Source organism: Stenotrophomonas sepilia (assembly GCF_003244875.1).
In the GTDB taxonomy this organism is placed as follows: domain Bacteria; phylum Pseudomonadota; class Gammaproteobacteria; order Xanthomonadales; family Xanthomonadaceae; genus Stenotrophomonas; species Stenotrophomonas sepilia.
Genome location: NZ_LXXZ01000032.1, coordinates 1 through 20,232, shown reverse-complemented (window position 1 = coordinate 20,232; position 20,232 = coordinate 1). Strand labels below are relative to the sequence as shown.

Genomic DNA, 20,232 nt, shown 5'->3' with positions numbered 1-20,232 from the left:
GCAGTAGCGGCGGACTTCGCGCCGCCACCGGTGCCGATGTCCGCCCCATGCCCTGAGACCTGCCATGCCGGCCGAGGCCGCTCCTGTACGCCGACTCGCTCGCCGCTCGCTCCGCGTCCATGCCCTGTTGATCGGCGTGGTGGTGCTGGCGACCCTGCAGGCCGGACTGCTGCTGTCGGCCGGCTCGCAACTGTTGAACGAAGAGCGCAGCAAGATCGAGTACCACTTCCGCCGCCTGGACGGTACGTTGCGCGAGCAGGAGCGCTTCCTGCGCCAGTGGCGGCTGCATGATGTCGGCGTACGAGGCCAGCCGGTTGCCGATGCCAGCGTGGAACTGCAACGCGGTCCGTTGTATGCCAACTTCGCGGTGATCGGGAGCGAGGGGGCCGGTCGTTCGCCACCGACCGAGCTGGGCGACCGGTTCCTGCGCTTCTACGGCACGTTCTGGTCCGCTTCGCGCTACCCACCACCGCAATGCCTGCTGGTCGATGGCCAGGGCACACGCGGGCTGCTGGCACCGGTACAGACCGTCGGTACCGATGCAAGCCAGAACAGCCCGCATCACCTGCGACCGGCGATCGCCGACATCCACCGCGCACTGGGTACGCGGCCCACGCTGCAGCGCGGCGGCATCGCCTGGGTAAGCGTGCCGTGGCGCGACCGGCAGACCTGGCTGCTCGCCATCGCCCACACCCCGCAGGATGCGCGCCTGTGGGGTGAGGACGGCAAGGATTCGCAGGCCGCGCTGGCGTGCCTGCTCGATCCGGCACGTGTCGATGACTACCGGCAGGTGCTGGGTGTTCCGGTGTTCCAGCGGCTGTCGCTGTTCGATGCCGATGGCCAGCGCCTGCTGGGCGATGCAGCAGACGCCAGTGACGCTGGCACCTCCTGGAAGGCTGGCCTTGCAGGCCTGCAGTTCCGCATGCGCAGCGAGCGCGGCTGGCTGGCGGTGTACCACGTCAGCTGGCGGCAGGTGTTCCAGCACCCACAGGGGCCCTTGCTCGGTGCGACCGTGGTGGCCCTGCTGCTGGCACTGGGTGGCACGCTGGTGCTGCGCGCGTATCGGCGTTCGGTCATCGAGCCGCTGCGCAGCAACCACGCGCGGCTGCTGGAAAGCGAAGCCTTCAGCCGCACCATCCTGGACAACGCGCCGATCGGGCTGTGCCTGCTGCACCGTACCGATGGCAATGTGCTGCTGGACAACACCCTCGCCCGCCGCTGGCTGGGCGAAGACCACCACAGCGGAGGCTGGCATGGCCCTTGGCGGCGCAGCGTGCTGTCCGCTGGAGGCACCACGCTCGGCGATGGGCTGGCCTACACCACGCCCGAAGGCCGCCACCTGCTGGTGACCGCGACGCCGGCGCGCTATCGCGGCGAGCCGGCGGTGCTGTGTCTGTTCATCGATCTCAGCAGCCAGCACGAAGCCGAGCAGGTGCTGCAGCAGGCGCGCCGTGCCGCCGACCAGGCCAACCGGGCCAAGAGCCAGTTCCTGGCCACCATGAGCCACGAGATCCGCACGCCGCTGTACGGCGTGCTCGGCACCCTCGAACTGCTCGGACTCACGCCACTGGATGCGCGTCAGCGGGACTACCTGGGGACGATCCAGCGTTCGTCCTCGACGCTGATGCAACTGATCAGCGACATCCTCGATGTCAGCAAGGCCGAGGCCGGGCAACTGAGCCTGGAACCCAGCCCGTTCGATCCAGTGCATCTGACCGAGGATGCGCTCGACTCGTATGCTGCCGCGGCCGCCAGCAAAGGGCTGCAGTTCTACGCCTGCATCGATGCCGACGTGCCGTCCGTGGTGTGCGGTGATGCGGCACGGATCCGCCAGATACTCAACAACCTGATCAGCAACGCGCTGAAGTTCACTGACAGCGGACGCGTGGTGGTGCGCGTCTCGGCACGCTGGCAAGAGCAGCGCTGCTGGCTGCAGTGGCAGGTCGCCGATACCGGCATCGGCATTGCCAGCGAGCACCAGGCACACCTGTTCGAGCCGTTCTTCCAGGCCAACCCGGGCACCGATGCGATGCGCGGCACCGGCCTGGGCCTTTCCATCTGCGCGCATCTTGTGGCGTTGATGGAAGGCCAGCTGCGCGTGGTCAGCGAGAGCGGCCTGGGCAGCAGCTTCAGCGTAGAACTGCCGCTGCCCCCGGCGCCGGCCGATCCGCAGCAATCTCCTGCGCCGCAGTTGCCTGCGGGCCTGCAGGTACAGGTGCGGGGTGGTGTGCGCGAGCTGGTCCAATCACTGTGCGACCGCCTGCAGCAGCGCGGTGCACTGGCCAGCGTGTACCGCGATGAAAGCGCGGCGGGCTTGCCGTCGTCCACCGTGCTGCTCGACCTGGTCCTGGGCGACGCGTTGCCCGGGTGGGTGGATGGACCGCGTGCGGTTGCCTGCCGCGACGGCGGCGTGCGGCCACGGCAGGTCGATGGCGCCTGGCAGGTTGGCCTGCACCGGTTCGACGCGATCGTGCTCGCGTTGGCTGCCGCCAGTGGCCAGCCGCTGGCGGCCAGCGCCGAAGGGCGCCTGCCGGCGACGCGCCGTTTCGGCCTGCAGGTGCTGGTGGCCGAGGACAACCCGATCAACCAGGCGATCCTGCGCGACCAGCTGGAACAGCTCGGCTGCCGCGCCGTGGTCGCCAGCGACGGCAATGAAGCGTTGGGCTACTGGCATCAGGACGAGTTCGCGCTGGTGCTGACCGACCTGAACATGCCCGGGCTGGATGGCTATGGCCTGGCGCGCGCCTTGCGGGCGCGCGGTGTCAGCGTGCCGATCCACGGCGCCACCGCCAATGCCGACCCGGCCGAACGCCAGCGCTGCCAGGAATCGGGCATGCAGGGCGTGCTGGTCAAGCCGATCACGCTGGAAGCGCTGCAACGCCTGCTGATCGGGATGACCCGGGGCGACGCAACGGTTCTCGCGCCATCGCAAGCACCGGAATCCACCGATACGGGCGATGATGATCTCCCGCTGCAGGTTCCCGCGAGGATGCAGGCGTTGTTCGTGCAGACCATGCAGGCCGACCTGGACAGCCTGCGCCAGTCGATTGCCAGCGCCGATCCCGCGCGCGTGGTGCAGGTACTGCATCGCATCCGTGGCGCACTAGTCATCGTGGGCGCACCCGCCCTGGTGGACAGCGGCCTGCAGATCGAGCACAGCCTTGCGAGCGGCGATGACCTGACCACCCAGGCGGCGTCGCTTGCCCGCTTCCAGCGACGCCTCGAACAGCTGTTGCATCCGCTGCTTGATGCGGCCTCCCCTTCCCCACCTGACGACCCGACCCTGCCATGACCACACGGATCCTCATCGCCGACGACCACCCGATCGTGCTTGCCGGCATCCGCGACGTATTGGCCGGGGAACTGGATCTGGACGTGGTGGGTGAGGCGGCCGACCCGGCGACGCTGATCGAACTGATGACCCGCACCCGCCCACAGGTCGTGATCACCGACTACAGCATGCCGGGGGGCGACCGCTTCGGTGACGGCATCAAGCTGATCTCGTTCCTGCGCCGCAGCTTCCCGGAGACGCGCCTGCTGGTGCTGACGATGGTGTCCAATCCGTCGTTGGTTGCAGCGATGTATGCCGCCGGCGCCGGCGGCGTCGTGCTCAAGAGCCATGGATTGGGCAGCCTGGTACAGGCCCTGCGCGTGGTGCTGGCCGACCGCGTCTACCGGCCACCGGGCCTTCTGCCGGTCGCGGCGAGCGAACCAGCCGATGCCGATGCGGTCCGTGCACGCCTGTCGCCGCGCGAACTGGAAGTGATCCGGCTGTTTACCGGCGGCATGAGCGTGGGCGACATCGCACGCCAGCTGCAGCGCAGCGCCAAGACGGTCAGCACGCAGAAGATCAGTGCGATGCGCAAGCTCGGCGTGGACAGTGACCAGGCACTGATCGAGTACTGCCTGCAGGCCTCGTTGTTCGCCTGAGGCCCACTCCAGGCTGAATCCTGCGGGCCCCGTACGAGGGCCTGCGACGGCTTTAGGAAACGCCTGATTCCATAGGACAGTGCCGATTTCTAGGCTGGACGCATCCCGCCATGGTGCGCCTGCCGGCAGCAACCGCGTCGCCGTGGGGGACGGAAGCCCGATGGCGCCTGCAGCTGCCATCGCGTGTGGCTTCCGCAGCGACGCGGCCCTGCCGCGCCAGTCCGCGCAGCCCTGCTGCGCCCTGCCACAGGAAGTCCAACAGCATGTACGCCTCCCCCACTCGGCGCCGCCGAGCGTCCGGGCGCGCGCGCCTCGCGCCTGCTCCCCTCCTTCCCAGCCTGCTGGCAACCGCCCTGTGGGCGGCACTGCCAGTCCACGCCGCCGATCTGACCGGGCCCCTGCAGGTCAGCGATGGCAACAACCTGCAGCTGGGTGCCGATGATGTCCTCACCCATGGCGCGGGCAGCTTCGCACTGACCGTCACCGGCGCTGGCAGCAGCGCACTGATCGACGGCAGCCGCATCAACGTGACCGGTAATGGCAGCGCCGTGTCTGCTGCCAGTGGCGGCCAGGTGCAGCTGCGCGGTGCCACCCTGTCGATCGCACCCGCTACCGGCGTGGGCTTCTACGCACTGTATGCCAATGGTGCCGGCAGCGTGATCGATGCGCGCGATGTCGATATCGATGCCACGCGCAACGGCAGCGGATTCGGCAGCGTGCAGGCCTACAACGGTGGCGTGATCCGTTACACCGGGGGCCGCCTTTCAGTGACAGGTACCGGTGCGGCGCTGGCCGGTGCGTCCGGCAAGGGCAGTGAACTGCACCTGGCCGATCTGCAGATGAGCGCCGACGGTGGTGCCCGTCTGCGCGCCGACAGCGCGGGCCTGCTGACGATCCGCAACAGCCGCATCACCCTCGCTCCCGGTGGCATCCTCGCCGGCGTTGCCGTCGATGGCGCGGGCAGCCGCGCCGAGCTGTATGACACCTACATGGAAGGCGGCTGGTTCGATATCGACAGTGGTGGCAGCGTGCTGCTGGAGAACGTGGAAGCGCACTCGGTGGGTGGCAGCATGCGCCTGCTCGGCAGCCGCATCAGCAAGACCTATTCCAGCGCAGTGATCAACGGCGGCAGCTTCTACACTGTCGGCGGCTATGGCGTGAACATCAACAGCTGGGGGCAGCTGACCGCCCGCGACGCCGCGTTCGATGTGCGTGATGGCTACTCCGGATTCTGGCTGGCCAGCGATGAGTCGCGCCTGCAGCTGACCGACAGCACCATCGACACCTGGACCGACACCTACGGCTACGGTGTCGAGATCGCCGGCGGGGTCGCCACCGTGCAGGGCGGCCGGATCACCACGCACGGCGATACGACCTATGGCGTACGCGTGACCGGTTCCACCGGCAGCACCGCCAGCCGCATTGAAGCCACCGGCAACGTGATCGACGTGCGCGGCAACGGGGGTGGCGGCGTGTTCATCGGTGGCTCCACCGCCACCGCGCTGCTCGACACCGTTGCGATCCGCGGCGACGGCGAGAACGCGTTCGGCATCGTGCACATGAACACCGCGCGGCTGACCCAGGCCGATCGCCTGGACATCCGCATGACCGGCAGCAACAGTGGTGGCTACCGCTCCTACCTGACCGCGTTCGGCCCGTACTGGAACCGGGCCACCTTCAATGACAGCCACATCGAGACCGCCAGCGGCGCCGCGTTCTGGCTGCAGGGCAGCAACCATGCGTTGACCGTCAATGGCAGCGACGTGACCGCAGGCGACGGCAGCGGGCGCCTGCTGCGGGTCAGCGACACGGTGTTCACCGATGGCAGCAGCGTGGCGACCAGCCGCATCGACTTCAGCGCCGACGCCAGCACGCTGCGCGGTGACGTGGTGGTCGACAGCGCAACGGCTGACGTACGCATGGTGCTGGGCAACGGCACCACGTTCAGCGGTGCCCTGCGCAACAACTCAGGCTACCAGGTCGCACAGCTTGCGCTGGATGGCAGCAGCCAGTGGAACGTGCGTGCCAGTTCCAGCGTCGGCGCGCTCGAACACGCCGGCACCATCGCCTTCGATGCCCCGGGGGCAAGCGGCTTCAAGACCGTCACTGTCAGCGGCGACTATGTGGGCAACGGTGGTCAGTGGATCTTCAACCGTGCACTGGGTGACGACACTTCGCTGGGCGACCAGCTGGTCATCAGTGGCAACAGCAGCGGCACTGCCAGCGTGAGCGTGCGCAATGCCGGCGGTGCCGGTGCACTGACGCAGGAGGGTATCCGCCTGATCACCGTTGGCGGCCAGTCCGATGCACAGTTCAGCCTGCAGGGACGCGCGGTCGCCGGTGCCTACGACTACTTCCTGTTCAAGGGCGGCGTGTCGACCCCGGATGATGGCAACTGGTACCTGCGTTCGGAATACGTGCCACCCGTCGATCCGCCGGAACCGCCGATTGATCCGCCGCAGCCACCGGAGCCGCCGGTCCATCCACCGTCACCGCCGGAACCGCCGGTCGATCCACCGTTGCCGCCGGAGCCGCCGATCGATCCACCGCGCCCGCAGGTGGAACGCCCGGAACCGGCGGCCTACCTGGCCAACCGCAGCGCCGCGCTGGGCATGTTCCGGCACAGCCTGCACGACCGCGCCGGTGACCCCGCCGCCGAGGCCGGCGCCAGCAGCGATGCCGTGGCCTGGATGCACCTTCGGAGCGCGCAGCCCGACAGCCACGACCGCAGCCGCCAGATCCAGGTCGATGGGCAGATCAGCAGCGTGCTGGTCGGCGTCGGCCGTCGCTTCGAGGTGGGCGGCGCGGGCGAACTGCAGGCAGGTGCGATGCTCGGCCACGGCCGCGCGCGCAATGACAGCCGCTCGCAGGTGACCGGCTATACCGCGCGTGGCGTGGTCACCGGCACCAGTGTGGGTGCCTATGCCACGTGGCTGCAGGATGCGCGCATGCAGGGCGGCGCCTATGTGGATGGTTGGCTGCAGTACGGCCGCTTCCGCAACAGCGTGCAGGGCGATGGCCTGCAGAAGGAACGTTATGACGCCCGCAACTGGAGTGCATCGGCCGAAGCCGGCTATGTGCTGCCCCTGCGGCGCACCGCGCAGCGCGGCATCTACCTGCAACCGCAACTGCAGGTGGTGCACAGCCGCTATGACAGCGACCGCGTGGTCGAGGCCAACGGCACGGTGGTCGAAGACCGCAGTGGTGACGAGACCAGCACCCGCCTCGGCCTGCGCCTCTACAGCCGCGGGTTGAGCCCGGCGCAGGGCCAGGTGCATCCGTACATGGCAGTGAACTGGTGGTCCGGCGGCAATGGCGCGGGCTTGGCGATGGACGGTGAACGGCTGCAGCGGCAGTTGCCGCGCGACATCTACGAAGCCAAGGCCGGTGTACAGGTGGATCTGTCCGGCGGCTGGCGCGGCTGGGGCGAAGTGAGCCGGCAGAGCGGCGGCATGGGCTTCCGCGACGTCGGTGCCCAGCTGGGCGTGTCGTACACCTGGTGATGCGGGAAGTGTCCGGCAAGGGAGTGCCGGGCACTTTTTCCACATGCCGCGTGGAAAGCGATGGGAGTTTGATGTGGACAAGTGGCGGTGAGCTCCACGCATCAAGCGTTTCAGGGAGTGGCGTTTTTTTGTCCACGCCCATGCGCGGTTTTCCACATCCGCCGTGGAGAGTGGTTGGGATTTGGTGTGGACAAGTGGGTGCGAGCATTGCACCGCAAGCATTTCGAAGCGTGGTGAAAATTTGTCCACATTGCACAGGCAAGCCTGGCAGAGCCGAGCCCACGCTCGGCTGATGCCCCCCAAGCCGAGCGTGGGCTCGGCGCTACAGGGGAGCTGCACGGTTTTCCACATGCGGCGTGGAAAGCGATGGGAGTTTGCTGTGGACAAGTGCCGGCGAACGTCACGCCGCAAGCGTTTCGCAGCGTGGTGATTTTTTATCCATCGCCAGAAACGCGAACGCCCCGCACAGGGCGGGGCGTCCGGGGTCGATCCGTTGCCGCTGGATCAGACGTTGAAGCGGAAGTGCAGGATGTCGCCTTCCTGCACGCGGTATTCCTTGCCTTCCAGGCGCAGTCGACCGGCTTCCTTGGCGCCGGCTTCGCCCTTGTACTTGATGAAGTCGTCATACGCGATGGTTTCGGCGCGGATGAAGCCCTTCTCGAAGTCGGTGTGGATGACCGCGGCAGCCTGCGGAGCGGTAGCGCCCTTGCGCACGGTCCACGCACGGACTTCCTTCACGCCAGCGGTGAAGTAGGTCTGCAGGCCGAGCAGGCTGTAGGCCGCGTTGATCACGCGGTTCAAACCCGGCTCGCTCAGGCCCAGGTCGGCCAGGAAGGTATCGCGGTCCTCGTCGTCGAGCTGGGACAGCTCTTCTTCGATCGCGGCCGACACCGGCACCACCTGCGCGCCCTCGGCGGCGGCATGCGCGCGCACGGCTTCCAGGTGCGGGTTGTTCTCGAAACCGTCTTCCAGCACGTTGGCGATGTACATCACCGGCTTCAGGGTGAGCAGGAACAGGTCGCGCACCAGCGCCTTCTCTTCCTCGTCCAGGCCGGCCGAGCGGCCGGCCTTGCCCTCCGACAGCGCCGCCTGCAGCTTGGCCAGCACCGGCTTGCGCGCCGCGGCATCCTTGTCGCCGCCCTTGGCCGCTCGCTCGGCACGGTTCAGCGCCTTCTCGACGCTGTCCAGGTCGGCCAGCGCCAGCTCGGTGTCGATGGTTTCGATGTCCGAGATCGGGTCGACCTTGCCGGCCACGTGCACGATGTCACCGTGCTCGAAGCAGCGCACCACGTGGGTGATCGCATCGACTTCGCGGATGTGCGCCAGGAACTTGTTGCCCAGGCCTTCACCGCTGGCGGCACCGGCCACCAGGCCGGCGATGTCGACGAACTCGACCGCGGTCGGGATGACCTTCTGCGGGTTGATGATGCCCGCCAGCTCGTTCAGGCGCGGATCCGGTACCGGCACGATGCCGACGTTCGGCTCGATGGTGCAGAACGGGAAGTTCGCCGCGGCGATACCCGCCTTGGTCAGCGCATTGAACAGGGTCGACTTGCCGACGTTGGGCAGGCCGACGATGCCGCATTTGATACCCATGGGTGACAGCTCTCTGGGGTGAAAGTGATTGGTGAAACAGCGCGCGCGCTGCTTGGCCAATCCATCTCGGTGTCGATCATTGTGTGCCAACCAAGGTTGGCACCCACCGGAATCGGGAAGGTTGGCACCTACCCAAAGCGGTTTACTTCGGGGTGTGCAGCCGCTTCATCGCTTCGTTGAAATCGCCCTGCACCGCCAGCGGCAGCACGTCGATCGCATCGTCGATGGCGCGCGCGATCAGCACGTCGTCGTCCTTCGACGGGCGGCCGAGCACCCAACCCACCACGCGGTCCTTGTGGCCGGGATGGCCGATGCCCACGCGCAGGCGATGGAACCTGCCGTGGCCCAGCAGGCGCATGGTGTCGCGCAGGCCGTTCTGGCCGCCGTGGCCACCGTCGAACTTCAGCCGCGCCGCACCGGGCGGCAGGTCCAGTTCGTCGTGGGCCAGCAGGGTTTCCTCCGGCTCGATCTTCCAGAACCGCTGCGCGGCGGTGACCGACTTGCCGCTGAGGTTCATGAAGGTGGCGGGCTTGAGCAGCCACACCGTCTGCCCGGCGATCTCGACCTTGGCGGTCTCACCGAACAGCTTGCTGTCCACATTCCATCGCGCACCGGCTTTTTCCGCCAGGGCCTCAACGAAATGAAACCCGGCATTGTGCCGGGTCCGGGCGTGTTCCGATCCGGGGTTGCCCAGACCGACGATCAGTCGCAGTCCTGCCATCGTTCCTTCCAGTACGGTGCCTGCCCGGAGGCAGGCACCGTAACGGTATTACTCGGCGGCAGCCGCTTCTTCGTCAGCCTCGTCGGCCTTGCCGGCCTTGGCGGTGACGATGGCGTCGTCGTGGTCCTTGCCCAGCGCCAGGGCCGGGATTTCCACGCCCTTCGGCAGCTTGATGTCGGACAGGTACACCACGTCACCGGCCTTCAGCTCGCCCAGGTCGACTTCGATCGACTCCGGCAGGTCCTTCGGCAGGCAGGTGATGGTCACTTCCTTCAGTTCGTGGGTGACCACGACGTCGGCAGCCTTGCCGGCCGGCGAGGTGTCTTCGTTGACGAAGTGCAGCGGGACCGAAGCGGTCAGGGCTTCGTTCTCGTTCACGCGCTGGAAGTCCAGGTGCATGATCAGCTGCTTGTACGGGTGGCGCTGCATGTCACGCAGCAGGACCTTCTGCACCTGGCCATCCAGGTTCAGGTCCAGGATCGAGGCATAGAACCACTCGTTCTGCTGGGCCAGCCAGATTTCGTTGTGGTCCAGGCTGATGGCGACCGGCTCGGCGTTGCCGCCGTACACGATGGCCGGGATCACACCGGCGTGACGCAGGCGGCGGCTCGCACCCTTACGCTGCAGTTCACGCTTGGTGACCTTGATTTCATGGGTCTTGGACATTTTCGACTACTCAGGTTGTTGCCGCGCCCTGCGGCGTGGCGGTTGAAGATGCTTCCGCGACCAGAAGCATCCGGGTATGCCCCCGCCGTTGCCGGCAGGGGCGAAAAACTCAGTCAACGTACAGCGAGCTGACCGACTCGCCGAAGGCGATGCGGCGCATCGTTTCGGCCAGCATTTCCGCCACGCTCAGCTGGCGGATCTTGCTGCACACCCGCGCCGCGTCCTTCAGCGGGATGGTGTCGGTCACCACCAGCTCGTCGAGCTGGGAATTGGTGATGTTGTCCACCGCCGGGCCCGACAGCACCGCGTGGGTGCAGTAGGCGGCGACCTTGAGCGCACCGCGCGCCTTCAGGGCAGCGGCAGCGGCGCACAGGGTGCCGGCGGTATCGACGATGTCATCGACCATCACGCAGGTCTTGCCTTCGACGTCACCGATGATGTTCATCACGGTGGAGACGTTGGCGCGCGGACGGCGCTTGTCGATGATGGCCAGGTCGGCGTCATCCAGGCGCTTGGCCACCGCACGGGCGCGGACCACGCCGCCCACGTCCGGCGAGACGACGATCAGGTTCTCGGTGCCGTAGGCGCGCCAGATGTCGGCCAGCAGCAGCGGGGACGCATACACGTTGTCCACCGGAATATCGAAGAAGCCCTGGATCTGGTCGGCGTGCAGGTCGACGGTCAGCACGCGATCAGCGCCCGCGGTGCTGAACATCTTCGCCGCCAGCTTGGCGGTGATCGGCACGCGCGAGGAGCGCATGCGGCGATCCTGGCGCGAGTAGCCGAAGTACGGCACCACCGCGGTCACGCTGGCCACCGATGCGCGCTTGAGCGCGTCGATCAGCACCAGCAGTTCCATCAGGTTTTCCGCGCTCGGCGCGCAGGTCGGCTGGATCACGAACACGTCCTGCTTGCGGACGTTCTCTTCGATCTCCACCTGCACTTCGCCATCGGAGAAGTGCGAGACCAGCGCCTTGCCCGGGCGAACCCCCAGTTCCTTGCAGATGTTCTGCGCCAGACGTTTGTTGGCGTTGCCGGAAAAGACCAGCAGGTTCGGGGACTCTTGCATCATGATTGTCTCGGGCGGGGACGAGTGACGGGGATCCGGGGGCGGCAAGGACCCGGATGGACCCCTGCTGCTGACAACACCGCGGTTGTTTCCACGTCCCGCGCGGGCGATGCGCTGGAAGGCGCGGACACAGCCGCTATTGGCAGGGGCGGTAGGATTCGAACCTACGAATGCCAGGATCAAAACCTGGTGCCTTGGGCCTCTTGGCGACGCCCCTGCATTGATAAATCAGTGTTGCTCGAGTGCATCCAGCAGTGGCGAACGCGCAACGCCCGCTGCCACCCTTGCCCGCAACTCCTTCGGCAATTTCGACCGTCCCTGCTCTGCAGCAGACTGCGACGCGAATTCGACGAAACAACCACTTCCCGAACCGGTCAGCCGCGCGGTGCCGATGTCGCTCAACGCGGCAAGCGCTGCCTCGACGGCAGGCTCACGGCGGCGCAGCACCGGTTCGAACGCGTTCCCGACCAAGGTCCCGGAAGCGAAGTCCTCTATTTTCGCCACTGGGCTGTCGCGCGTCAAATCCGGGTCTGCAAACAGGGCCGGCGTGGGAACATGAACGCCCGGTTCAACCACCACATACCAGGCCGGCGCCAGCGTGATCGGCTGCAGGCGCTCGCCCACCCCTTCTGCCCAGGCGTTGCGACCGCGCACGAACACCGGCACGTCGGCGCCCAGGCGCAGGCCCAGCGCGGCCAGCGCCTCTTCGTCCAGCCCGGCCTGCCAGAGCCGGTTCAGCACCACCAGTACCGTGGCCGCATCGGACGAGCCGCCACCGAAGCCGCCACCGGCAGGAACGTGCTTTTCGACGATGATGTCCGCACCTTGCGCGACCTTCGCCACTTCCTGGAGCAGACGCGCGGCGCGCACCGCCAGATCATCGGCCTCGGCCACGCCGGCCAGGCCCTCGCCCTGCCGGCGCACCTGGCCGTCTTCACGCAGGCGCAGGCCGATGCGATCGCCCCAGTCCAGCAGGCGGAACACGGTCTGAAGTTCGTGGTAGCCGTCGGCCCGGCGGCCGGTGATGTGCAGGAACAGGTTCAGCTTGGCCGGGGCCGGCCACCAGGACCAGCCCGCGTCGTCGACTGCCCCACTCATGGCGTGCCCTGCCCCCACTCGTCCACCAGCAGGCGCACCTTGGCGTCACCATTGCTGGCCTCGATCCGGCGCGGCAGCGCCGGTCGTCCGGCGTCGGCCGGGTACCAGTCCAGGTACTGTACCTGCCAGCCCATCTGCTGCATGCGGCGCGGCCGGCCTTCACCGTCGCGTTCGACCGTCTCGGGGCCGGCGGCGTCGCCGGCGACCAGCCCGCGGATCCACTCCGGCAACTGGTTGACCGGAATGTCCCAGCCGGTCGCCTCCAGCAACAGCTGCTGGGCGTCCTCGCCGTCGCGCGAGCCGCCCGTCAGTCCTTCCAGGCGGCCAGCTTCGGAATGGGTATCGCCGGTCAGCTTCCAGCTCTGCCGGGTCACCGGCGCGCTCAACTCCACCACGTAGCGGCGGCCTTGCTGCTTCCAGTCGATGCGACCGCTGCCGCCGTCCTTGCCCTTGCTGACCGCGACCCGGCCCTGGAAGGCCCAGTCCGGCTGTGCATGCAGGGCGGCCACGCGCGCCGCTTCGGCCTGCGCCGCTTCGGCCGAAACCGTCTCGACCACCGCCGGTGGCGGGGTCTTCTGCGTGCCCACGCTGGTACAGGCGGTCACCGCCAGGGTCGCAGCCGCCAACAGCAGCGGCCGGATCAGGGAAACACTCATGGATTGAATTTCTCGCGGGCGCGCAGCAGCGCGCGGTTTTCAGGATCGAGCTTGGCCGCTTCGTCGAAGAAGTGGCGGGCCTCGTCATGCTTGCCCAGCACCCACAGCACTTCGCCGACATGGGCGGCGATCTCCGGGTCCTTGGCCAGGGTCCAGGCCCGGCGCAGCTGCACCAGCGCTTCGTCCTTGCGGCCCAGGCGATACAGCACCCAGCCATAGCTGTCGACGATAGCGGCGTTGTCCGGCTCGGCGACGCGGGCGCGGTCGATCAGCTCCAGCGCCTCCTGCAGGCGCCCGGTACGGTCAGCCAGGGTGTAGCCCAAGGCGTTCAGGGCCGGCACGTTTTCCGGGTCGGTCACCAGGATCTTGCGCAGGTCGGCCTCGGCGCGCGGAATATCGTCCCGACGCTCCCAGGTGAGCGCGCGGGCGTACAGCAGGCCATTGTCATCCGGGTAGGCGGCCAGGCCGCGGGCCAGCGCATCCAGTTCGCCAGCACTGTCATCGCCGCGCTGGCGCAGCTCGGCCTCCAGCAGATACGCGTCACGGCGCACATCATCGTCGACCACCGCGTCGGACTGGATCGCGTGCACTTCATCCAGTGCCTGCGGCAGCCGTCCGGCCAGCGCCTGGGCGTTGGCCGCACGCAGGCGCGCCTCGCTCAGCTCATCACCGCCGGGCACACTGTGGTACCACTGCACCGCCTCGGGATAGCGCTTCAGGTATTCGGCGATCTTGCCCAGCAACAGGCGCTGCGCGGGGTCCGGCTTGGCCGCCTGCCGCGACAGTTCGTTGTAGAGGTTGGACAGCGCCGCCTTGTCGCCCTGCTTGGCCAACAGTGAAGCGCGCATGCCCCAGGTCTGCACATCCTGCGGGCCGAATGCCAGTACGCGCTCGGCAGCAGCCGGTTGCCCCAGGCTGTCGTAGGCGATGGCCACCGCATTGCGCAGCTCGGGGTCCTGCCGGGTCTTCGGCTCGACGTCGTGCAGCAGCGACAAGGCCTTGTCGGTCTCGCCGGCCTGCTGCAGCTGGCTGGCACGCAGCAAGGCAACGCGCGGTTCTTCGGGGAAGCGCCTGACCACTTCATCGATCATGCGACGCGCCAGGTCGGGCTTGTCCATGCGCAGGGCGAGGCGGCCGAACTCCTGCCAGGCCTCGATCTTCGGCGGAATCGCATTGGCATCGACCAGCTCGCCGAGCACCTGCGCCGGCACCGCCGGGTCGCGGCCACCGCCGATCAGCGCGGCCAGGGCGAACTTCCAGCCGCGCTCGTCGGGGTCGGCCAGCAGCGCCCGCAATTCAGTGCGGGCGGCCTTCACATCACCCTGGCGCATGGCCAGCGCACCGGCGGCGCTGCGCATGGTCAACGAACGCGGGGCGCGCTGCTGCCACAGGGCCAGGCCCTTGGCGGCGCTGGCGTCATCGTTGGCAAGCATGGAGATACGGGTCGCGCGCTCGGCCAGGCCAGCATCGCCGTCAGTCTGCTGCGCGGCCTGCAGGTACCAGCGCGCGGCCTCGGCCAGCTTGCCGGCCTGCAGGGCGAACTCACCGGCCATCACCGGCTCCAGCGCCAGTTCCCCGGTGGCCGCGGCCCGCACGGGGGCCTTGGGCGGCACCGCCGCCAGGGCCTGCGCGCAGGCCAGGGACAGCAGCAGAACACTGGGGATGCGAATCAATGCGGGCATCGTCGGCATCGGGGCCTTAAAATGTCGTCCAATGGCCAGCAGCTTATCGCAAGCAACTGAACAATGACCCTGTGGGTGCTCGGACTGAATCACCAGACCGCACCGGTGGAGCTGCGCGAGCGCGCGGCCTTCGCCGGTGAGGCGTTGCCGCGTGCGCTGGGCTCGCTGCGCGATACCCCGCAGATCGCCGAGGCGGTCCTGCTGTCCACCTGCAACCGCACCGAGCTGTACGCCGTGGCCGAGTCGGCACAGGCGCTGGACCAGTGGCTGCGCAGCCAGGCCGGTGACCTGCAGGGTTATCTGTACCAGCATGCCGATGCCGAGGCTGTGCGCCACCTGTTCCGGGTCGCCACCGGGCTGGACTCGATGGTGCTGGGCGAACCGCAGATCCTCGGCCAGGTGAAGGACGCCTGGTCGACCGCGCGCGACCATGGCCTGCTCGGCCAGCGCCTGGACCGCCTGTTCCAGCAGACCTTCTCGGTGGCCAAGCGGGCGCGCACCGATACCCAGGTCGGTGCCAACCCGGTATCGGTGGCGTCGGCGGCGGTGCGCCTGGCGCAGAACGCGTTCGCCCGGCTGGACGACTCCACTGTGCTGCTGGTTGGTGCCGGCGAGACCATCGAGCTGGCTGCACGGCACCTGAGCGAAGGCAAGGTGCGGCGGCTGCTGATCGCCAACCGCACCCTGGCCCACGCGCAGGAACTGGCCAGCCGCCATGGCGGCGTGGCCCTGCCGCTGACCGAACTGGACCGTCACCTGGGCGAGGCCGACGTGGTGTTCTCGGCCACCGCGGCGCGCGAGCCGGTGATCCATCGCGAGATGGTGGCCAAGGCCCTGCGTGCACGCCGGCACAAGCCGATGCTGCTGTTCGACCTGGCCGTTCCGCGCGACATCGAAGCCGAGGTCGGCACGCTCAACGATGCCTTCCTCTACACGGTCGATGACCTGGAGCGCGCGGTGGAAGACAACCGCCGTGGCCGCCGCGAGGCCGCCGCCGAAGCCGAGGCGATCATCGACCTGCAGGTATCGCGTTACGTCGAGACCCAGCAGGCCAGTGCCCATCAGGCGCCTTTGCGGCAGCTGCGTGCGTTCGGCGAGGCCACCCGCGCCGAGTTGCTGGAGCGCGCACGCCAGCAGCTGGCCAACGGCAAGCCCGCCGACGAAGTGCTGGAACTGCTGGCCCACGGCCTGACCAACCGCCTGCTGCATCCGCCGACCGCCGCACTGCGCGCCGCCGCGCTGAGTGGCGATGCCGACCTGACCCGCGCCGCCGAGCGCCTGTTCCCGGCCACGCCGGGCTACCACCACCCACCCGTGAGACCCGATGACGCCGACCCTGCGCCGTAAGCTGGAAGCGCTGGCCGAGCGCCGCGAAGAACTGGAACGCCTGCTCGCCGAACCCGACGTGGTCGCCGACAACACCCGTTTCCGCGACCTTTCGCGCGAATTCGCCCAACTTGAACCGGTCGCCACTGCACTGGCCGATGAAGCCCGTGCCAAGGCCGACCTGGCCGCCGCCGAAGGCATGCGCGCCGACCCCGACCTGCGCGAGCTGGCCGACGAGGAAATCGCCGCCGCGCAGGCGCGCCTGCAGGAACTGGAGCAGGAGCTTGCGCTGCTGCTGGTGCCGCGTGACCCGCGCGACGAAGGCAACCTGTTCCTGGAAGTGCGCGCCGGCACCGGCGGCGACGAAGCCGCGATCTTCGCCGGCGACCTGTTCCGCATGTACGCCCGCTATGCCGAGCGCCAGGGCTGGAAGGTCGAGATCGAATCGGACAACCCCGGCGAGCATGGCGGCTACAAGGAAGTGGTGGCGCGTGTGGTCGGCCGTGGTGCGTTCTCGCGCCTGAAGTTCGAATCGGGCACGCATCGCGTGCAGCGCGTGCCGGCCACCGAATCGCAGGGCCGTATCCATACCTCGGCCGCGACCGTGGCGATCATTCCCGAGGCCGACGAAGTCGATGACATCGTCATCAACCCGGCCGACCTGAAGGTGGATACGTTCCGCTCGTCCGGCGCCGGTGGCCAGCACGTCAACAAGACCGAGTCCGCGATCCGCATCACCCACGTGCCGACCGGCGTGGTGGTGGAGTGCCAGACCGAGCGCAGCCAGCACGCCAACCGCGACAAGGCGATGAAGCGCCTGAAGGCGCAGCTGCTCGATGCCGAGCGCCAGCGCCAGGACGCGGCACAGGCCGAGTCGCGGCGCCTGCAGGTCGGCAGCGGCGATCGCAGCCAGCGCATCCGCACCTACAACTTCCCGCAGGGCCGGATCACCGACCACCGCGTGGAAGGCCTGACGTTGTACGACCTGCCCAACATCCTGGCCGGTGACCTCGACCCGCTGCTGCAGCGGCTCAGCCACGAACACCAGGTCGACGCCCTGGCCCAGCTGTCGGCGGGCTGAGCACGATGAAGGCCTGGCAGCAGCGGCAGCACCTGCAGCAGGCGATCGCACGCCAGCCCGGCGACTTCGTCGCCTGGGTGATGCTGGCCGACCTGGAACTGGAAGCCGGCGACATCGCTGCCGGCGAGCAGGCCGCACGACGTGCCCTGCAGCTGCGCCCCAACCACCCCGAAGCGCTGGCGCGGCTGGGGCGCGTGGCGTGGATGGCCGGCGCGCACGCCGACGCGGCGAAGCTGCTCGGCCAGGCCTCGGCATTGGCCCCGCAGCACCCGGGCATCGCGTTGTGGCTGGGCCACGCGCTGGAAGATGCCGATGATGCCGAAGGCGCAGCAGCGGCCTATCGCCGCGCGCACGCGCTGATGCCGGGCGAACCCTACATCGCCGCCCAGCGCCTGGCCTGGCAGCGCCGCCTGTGCGACTGGCAGGACGTGGACACGCTGGCTGCGCAGGTGCGCAACGCGCTCGCCGCGGGTCAGGGTGCAGTGGAACCCTTCGCCTTCCTCAGTGAAGACGTAAGCGCTGCGGAGCAGTTGGCCTGTGCGCGCGCACGCGCCGCGGTCGTTGCGTCGGCGGTGCGCCCCCTTCCTGCAGTGAAGGTTCGCGAGCACGGCGCGTTGCGCGTCGGCTTCCTCTCCAATGGCTTCGGCGCCCATCCCACCGGGCTGCTGACCGTGGCCCTGCTCGAACACCTGCGCCATGACCCGGCGTTGCAACTGCACCTGTTCGCGCTGAACCGCGCCGATGGCAGCCGCATCCGCGAACGCCTGCAGGCCGCCACCCGCCTGCATGACGTGGCCGCACTGCGGCATGCCGACATCGCGGCCCGCATCCGTGCACAGGACATCGACCTGCTGTTCGACCTGCGCGGCTGGGGGGGCGGCGGCACGCCCGAAGTGCTGGCCATGCGCCCGGCCCCGTTGCAGCTGAACTGGCTGGCCTACCCCGGCACATCAGGTGCGCGCTGGCTGGATGCCGTGGTCGCCGACGAATTCGTGCTGCCGGCATCGCTGGAACCTCACTTCAGCGAACGCGTCCTGCGCCTGCCACGTGCCTTCCAGCCCTCGGACAACACCCGCGTACTGGAACCGGCACCGTCCCGCGCCGAGTGCGGCCTGCCCGAACACGGCGTGGTGTTCTGCTGCTTCAACAACAGCTACAAGCTCAACCCGCGCAGCATGGGCCGCGCCTTCGCGGTGCTGCAGGCCGTGCCCGGCAGCGTGCTGTGGCTGCTGTCCGGGCCCGGCAAGGCCGATGCCCGCCTGCGTGCGGCCGCGCAGGCCGCCGGCCTGGATCCAACGCGGCTGGTGTTCATGGCCAAGCTGCCACATCCGCAGTACCTGGCCCGCTATCAGCTGGCCGACCTGTTCCTCGACACGCATCCCTACAACGCCCACACCACTGCCTCCGATGCGCTGTGGGCCGGCTGCCCGGTACTGACCTGCCCGGGCGATACCTTCGCCGCGCGCGTGGCCGGCAGCCTCAACCATCATCTGGGTCTTTCGCGGATGAACGTTGCCGACGATGCGGCGTTCATCGCCACCGCCAGCGCGCTGGGCAACGACCCGGTGGCGCTGGCAGCGTTGCGTGCCGAACTGGCGCAGGCACGCGAAGACAGTGGTGTATTCGACATGGCAGGTTTTGCCCATGACCTTTCCGCCCTGCTGCAGACGCTGGCGGGCGAGCAGGGCTGGCAGGGCTGGCAGGGCGTCGACACCCCCTGAGCAACCCGTGCGCTACGCTCCGGCTTCCTCCCCGCGTGGTGTGACGATGGCCAAGCTCAAGCGCAAGGACTACGACGAACTGCTGCTGCCGCTGCAGCTGGAACTGACTGCAATGGCGCGCTGGGTGCAGTACAGCGGGCAACGCCTGCTGGTGCTGTTCGAAGGCCGCGATACAGCCGGCAAGGGCGGCGCGATCCAGGCCATCAGCCAGCATCTCAACCCGCGCCAATGCCGGGTGGTGGCGCTGCCCAAGCCCACCGACCGTGAAGCCACACAGTGGTACTTCCAGCGTTACGCCGCGCATCTTCCCGCCGCCGGCGAGATCGTGCTGATGGACCGCAGCTGGTACAACCGTGCCGGTGTTGAACGGGTGATGGGTTATTGCAGCGAAACCGAGTACCAGCAGTTCCTGCGCCAGGCGCCGGTGTTCGAACAGCTGCTGGTGGACGACGGCATCCTGCTGTTCAAGTACTGGTTGTGCGTGGACCAGGAGCAGCAGGAAAAGCGCTTCGCCGAACGCCATCTCGATCCACTGAAGGGCTGGAAACTCTCACCGGTCGACCTGAAATCGCGCAGCAAGTACAGCGCGTACACCGAAGCACGCGAGGCGATGCTGCGCGCGACGCATCGCGAGGCGGCGCCGTGGACGCTGGTGGACTTCAACGACCAGCGGCTGGGGCGGCTGACCCTGGTGCGCAACCTGCTGGACCGGTTGCCGGATACGCGGGTGGATGCACCGTTGCCGGAGCTGCCGAAGCTGAAGGGCAAGCTGCATCGCGAGCACTTCGATGTGCTGAAGCCCATCGAGGACTTCCCGGTCGAGGATTAGGGTGGGTCGGCAGGGCCTGCGGCCCTGCACCTGCGGTAGTGCCGGCCGCTGGCCGGCAACAGCAACAGCAACACCCCGCACTCCGGCATCGCCCCACCTCTGACAGATTCCGGCGATCTGGTAGATCCACGCCATGCGTGGATGAATCTCCATTGAAATCGAACATTTCGACAATGGAACGAAGAGCATCCACGCATGGCGTGGATCTACGTGTCGACCAAGGTCGACACCCACCAAGAGCAGGCCATCCCATTCCGACAGATCGCGGAGAACTGTCAAAGGCGGGGTGGGTCCGGTTGCGGGGGCGTGAGCCGCATGGATGCGGCGACCGAGCCTACAGGGACGTATTTACGG

Annotated in this window: 14 protein-coding genes and 1 tRNA gene; 7 read left to right on the top strand and 8 right to left on the bottom strand. The window is 68.1% G+C overall.

What is annotated here, in order from left to right:
* Positions 1-64 precede the first annotated feature (64 nt).
* The 3 genes from A7X97_RS04970 to A7X97_RS04960 all read left to right on the top strand — a co-directional run bounded on the left by A7X97_RS04970 (position 65) and on the right by A7X97_RS04960 (position 7,433).
* Positions 65-3,292 (top strand): hybrid sensor histidine kinase/response regulator, encoded by a 3,228-nt coding sequence (locus tag A7X97_RS04970; protein ID WP_111007665.1) that lies wholly within the window; start codon positions 65-67, stop codon positions 3,290-3,292.
* Complete coding sequence (locus A7X97_RS04965) at positions 3,289-3,930, top strand: response regulator (RefSeq protein WP_049416983.1); 642 nt, start codon at positions 3,289-3,291, stop codon at positions 3,928-3,930. The genes A7X97_RS04970 and A7X97_RS04965 overlap by 4 nt, the downstream gene beginning before the upstream one ends.
* A gap of 263 nt (positions 3,931-4,193) precedes the next feature.
* The gene (locus A7X97_RS04960) at positions 4,194-7,433 is read left to right on the top strand and encodes an autotransporter family protein (RefSeq protein WP_111007664.1); all 3,240 of its coding nucleotides are present in this window, start codon (positions 4,194-4,196) and stop codon (positions 7,431-7,433) included.
* Between the two features lie 504 nt (positions 7,434-7,937).
* Here A7X97_RS04960 and ychF read toward each other — a convergent pair.
* From ychF to A7X97_RS04920, 8 genes are all read right to left on the bottom strand, one after another.
* Positions 7,938-9,029, bottom strand: coding sequence for a redox-regulated ATPase YchF (gene ychF / locus A7X97_RS04955; protein ID WP_005415403.1), 1,092 nt, complete (start codon positions 9,027-9,029; stop codon positions 7,938-7,940).
* A 142-nt stretch (positions 9,030-9,171) separates the two neighbouring features.
* Positions 9,172-9,750, bottom strand: coding sequence for an aminoacyl-tRNA hydrolase (gene pth / locus A7X97_RS04950; protein WP_088496489.1), 579 nt, complete (start codon positions 9,748-9,750; stop codon positions 9,172-9,174).
* 48 nt (positions 9,751-9,798) lie between these two features.
* Positions 9,799-10,416, bottom strand: coding sequence for a 50S ribosomal protein L25/general stress protein Ctc (locus A7X97_RS04945; RefSeq protein ID WP_005408191.1), 618 nt, complete (start codon positions 10,414-10,416; stop codon positions 9,799-9,801).
* Positions 10,417-10,525: 109 nt separating this feature from the next.
* Positions 10,526-11,485 (bottom strand): ribose-phosphate diphosphokinase, encoded by a 960-nt coding sequence (locus tag A7X97_RS04940; protein ID WP_005415400.1) that lies wholly within the window; start codon positions 11,483-11,485, stop codon positions 10,526-10,528.
* Positions 11,486-11,625: 140 nt separating this feature from the next.
* Positions 11,626-11,702 (bottom strand) — tRNA-Gln (locus A7X97_RS04935).
* A gap of 11 nt (positions 11,703-11,713) precedes the next feature.
* On the bottom strand, positions 11,714-12,583 hold the full coding sequence (gene ispE / locus A7X97_RS04930) for a 4-(cytidine 5'-diphospho)-2-C-methyl-D-erythritol kinase (protein WP_088496488.1): 870 nt from the start codon (positions 12,581-12,583) through the stop codon (positions 11,714-11,716).
* On the bottom strand, positions 12,580-13,239 hold the full coding sequence (gene lolB, locus A7X97_RS04925) for a lipoprotein insertase outer membrane protein LolB (protein ID WP_088496487.1): 660 nt from the start codon (positions 13,237-13,239) through the stop codon (positions 12,580-12,582). Before lolB ends, ispE begins: the two co-directional genes overlap by 4 nt.
* The gene (locus tag A7X97_RS04920) at positions 13,236-14,921 is read right to left on the bottom strand and encodes a tetratricopeptide repeat protein (RefSeq protein ID WP_181503424.1); all 1,686 of its coding nucleotides are present in this window, start codon (positions 14,919-14,921) and stop codon (positions 13,236-13,238) included. The genes lolB and A7X97_RS04920 overlap by 4 nt, the downstream gene beginning before the upstream one ends.
* Before the next feature lie 63 nt (positions 14,922-14,984).
* On the opposite strand from A7X97_RS04920, the gene hemA reads away from it, so the two are divergent.
* Genes hemA through ppk2 form a run of 4 tightly spaced genes read left to right on the top strand, consistent with a single transcriptional unit; the run spans position 14,985 to position 19,878 of the window.
* A complete protein-coding gene (gene hemA, locus A7X97_RS04915; protein WP_065178970.1) occupies positions 14,985-16,268 on the top strand; it encodes a glutamyl-tRNA reductase in 1,284 nt (427 codons plus the stop codon).
* Positions 16,246-17,328: a peptide chain release factor 1 gene (gene prfA / locus A7X97_RS04910; protein ID WP_014036080.1), complete on the top strand. Its 1,083-nt coding sequence runs from the start codon at positions 16,246-16,248 to the stop codon at positions 17,326-17,328. The genes hemA and prfA overlap by 23 nt, the downstream gene beginning before the upstream one ends.
* A 5-nt stretch (positions 17,329-17,333) precedes the next feature.
* Positions 17,334-19,049, top strand: a complete 1,716-nt coding sequence (locus A7X97_RS04905; protein WP_111007662.1) for an O-linked N-acetylglucosamine transferase, SPINDLY family protein — start codon at positions 17,334-17,336, stop codon at positions 19,047-19,049.
* Between the two features lie 46 nt (positions 19,050-19,095).
* The gene (gene ppk2, locus A7X97_RS04900) at positions 19,096-19,878 is read left to right on the top strand and encodes a polyphosphate kinase 2 (protein WP_072167912.1); all 783 of its coding nucleotides are present in this window, start codon (positions 19,096-19,098) and stop codon (positions 19,876-19,878) included.
* The last annotated feature ends 354 nt before the right edge of the window (positions 19,879-20,232 follow it).